Origin of the sequence: uncultured Corynebacterium sp., from assembly GCF_937999985.1 — a bacterium.
Lineage (GTDB): Bacteria > Actinomycetota > Actinomycetes > Mycobacteriales > Mycobacteriaceae > Corynebacterium.
The window spans coordinates 1-2,545 of the sequence record NZ_CALLDG010000117.1 but is presented as its reverse complement, the minus strand read 5'-3'; the positions used below and the strand labels follow the sequence as shown (position 1 = coordinate 2,545).

Genomic DNA, 2,545 nt, shown 5'->3' with positions numbered 1-2,545 from the left:
TCTTACGTGTGAGTGCCTTTTTGGAAGAATTTGGATCTAAGCCAGCGTCGTGAACTAGTGACAAGGCGTTGAGAACATTAATCGGAACTCCGGCTTTATCTACCTCTATGGCAGCTAGCCCGAGTGAACGGATCCCAACGTCGATTCCTACAAGGTAACGCTTTTGCTGTTTGTTGCTACTCACAGGAACTGCTCCTAGTTAAAAAATCGGGAACCGCTAACCGATTCCCGATGGAGCAATCAGTGCCACTAACGAGGTAACACTTACTGAGGATCTATTCTCAAGGTAACAGTCTACATCATAAGCGGGGAAGAGTCTAGATCGCATGTAGGGGGATCGAGTGAGCGATTTGATGGCCTGGCTAAATTTTAAAGCACCGGAAGGGCTTGTTGGGAAAATGGAGGTCGTCGTACTAGTTGGTGTTCTATTAGTTTACGCACTTCTCTCAACTTCGGTAGTTAGGGGTGCAAAATGGCTCTACCGGTTTTAGGGAATCTGTCGGGGGTGCTGAACTTTCAGGCTGAAAGCTGCCTAGCCCAGCGCCTCCCAAAGGCGCTGGTTGAAGCCATCCCAGCGCTGCTTGGCCCAGTCGCCGAAGTTCTCATCCGTGAGGACGACGGCGGCTTTTTTCTTGCTCCCACTCCGGTCAATCCACAGGAAAGTCCCCGACTGACCGAAGTGCCCCGCCACCGTTTCGGGCATACCCTCGCCCAACCAGTGCGGCGACTTCTCGCCGTGCAGCTCAAAGCCTAAACCCCACGGGCAAGGTTTCTGCATCCCGTAGCCCGGCACCACCCCGGAAAGCTCCGGCCACTGCGGCTCCAGCGCCTCGTTCAAGGTAGAGGGAGCCAGGAGTGAGGGCGTCAAAAATTCAGAGGACAACACCGCAAGGGCATCGACCGAGGCAGAAAAACCATGCCCCGCGCTGCCCTCGACCTTTACCTCGATGCCCAACGGCGCGCACACGCCCTCGGCCACGTAATCCGCGAAAGGCATGTCGGCCTCCGCGGCGATGAAATCCGCCAGCACCTCGTAACCCGCCGAGGAGTAGATACGGCGGGTACTGCGCGGCTTCTCCGGGGTGCGGCCGCGGAAACCAATGCCGCCCGTGTGAGCCAGCAGCTCGCGGACGGTCGGCAGGTCGTCGAACTCGGGCAGTAGCTCTGCGGGAACCTGTTGGTTCAGCTCGAAGGCGCCCTCCTCGACGGCAAGCAGGGTGGCAGAGGCGGTGACCAGCTTGCTCACGCTGGCCAGGGGGAACTGCGCGGACGTGTCGCCGAAGGTCACTGTTTGAGCACCCGCCCCGGCGGCGCTGTCGTCCTCCCACAGCGCCGCCGCGGCGACGTTGTCGACAGGCCAGTCCCGCAGCTCGGCGAGTACGTCCTCTACCGCGGCCACCTTCGCGCCGCTCACTTGTCCACCAGGCCAACCAGCTCGTCGATGGTCTTCACCCGGTTGATGTCCTCGTCCGGCACCTCCACGCCGAACTCCTCCTCCAGGCGCACGGCAATGTCCATCAGGGACAGCGAGTCGATGTTCAGGTCATCGCCCAGGCGCTTGGAGCCCTCCAGCTCCTCGCGTTCGATGCCCGTCGCATCCTCCACGACGTCCAGTACGATGCTGCGCTTGTCCTTCTCGCCTGCGCCGTTCTTTCCGGAGCCCGCAGCGCCCGCCGTGCCCTCGGCACCAGCGCCAGCACCTTCAGCGCCGTCCCTCTTCAGCTTCTTCGACAGCGCCGCAGCCAGCTGGTTATCTTGTTCAGCCATGATCGTTCCTTCTCCTGCCACTCCATATTCGCCCGCGCGTCGGTCGCTAAGCTAAAAGCCTTACGGCTAAAGCTCCAGCGCAATCCCGCATCGCGCGGACGTTTGTACACTCATCCTAACAATCTTGCGGGAGCGCCCGGAGGACGTCACCCGGGCGCTGCTGCACCTACTGGGCTAGTTGGCTGCTAGACAGCAGCTAGCTTGCCGCTAGCTCGTCGCTAGTTGGTTGCAGTCGGGTCGTCGATCTGGAAACGTTCGGCCGCCTCCGCAGCCACGGAACGCTCGATCTTGCCCTCGCGTGCCAATCCCAGCAGCACGCCCACCACGATGGACTCCGCATCCACGTTGAAGTAGCGGCGCGCCGCCTCGCGAGTATCCGCAAAGCCGAAGCCATCGGCACCCAGCACCACGTTCTCGCCCGGCACCCACTTGCGCACCTGCTCGGCCACGGTGGTGGCGTAGTCGCTCACCGCCACGAACGGACCCTCCGCTGCCTCCAGCTGCTGGGTAATAAACGCCGTGCGGGGCTCCGCCGCCGGGTCGCGCAGCTGCTCCAGCTCCACGGCCTGGCCATCGCGGGCCAGTTCGTTCCAGCTGGTCACAGAGAAGACGTTCGCGTCTACGTCGAACTCCTTCAGCAGCTCCTTCGCCTTCAACGCTGCTGTCATGGCCACGCCAGAGGCCAGAATATTGGCCTGCAACCCCGCTGAGCCCGAGGCGGCGTCATAAAGGTAAATACCCTTGTGCAGCCCCTCCACGTCGAGGTTCTCCGGCTCCG

At 61.5% G+C, this 2,545-nt stretch carries 3 protein-coding genes and 1 pseudogene; all 4 read right to left on the bottom strand.

From position 1 onward, the window contains the following. The coding region (locus tag Q0331_RS05685) for a hypothetical protein (protein ID WP_298075496.1) at positions 1-184 on the bottom strand (184 nt) is incomplete at its 3' end. Between the two features lie 348 nt (positions 185-532). Next, positions 533-1,414 carry a serine hydrolase gene (locus Q0331_RS05680; RefSeq protein WP_298075495.1) on the bottom strand — a complete coding sequence of 294 codons (882 nt, stop codon included), beginning with the start codon at positions 1,412-1,414 and terminating at the stop codon, positions 533-535. Continuing rightward, positions 1,411-1,767, bottom strand: a complete 357-nt coding sequence (locus Q0331_RS05675; protein ID WP_298075494.1) for a phosphopantetheine-binding protein — start codon at positions 1,765-1,767, stop codon at positions 1,411-1,413. Before Q0331_RS05675 ends, Q0331_RS05680 begins: the two co-directional genes overlap by 4 nt. 218 nt (positions 1,768-1,985) lie before the next feature. Beyond that, positions 1,986-2,545 (bottom strand): annotated as a pseudogene (locus Q0331_RS05670) (pyruvate dehydrogenase (acetyl-transferring), homodimeric type); the annotation flags it as partial.

What these genes read in the sequence shown, in the direction of transcription:
- Q0331_RS05675 (WP_298075494.1), bottom strand. Translation starts at nt 1,767, where the DNA reads ATGGCTGAACAAGATAACCAGCTGGCTGCGGCGCTGTCGAAGAAGCTG.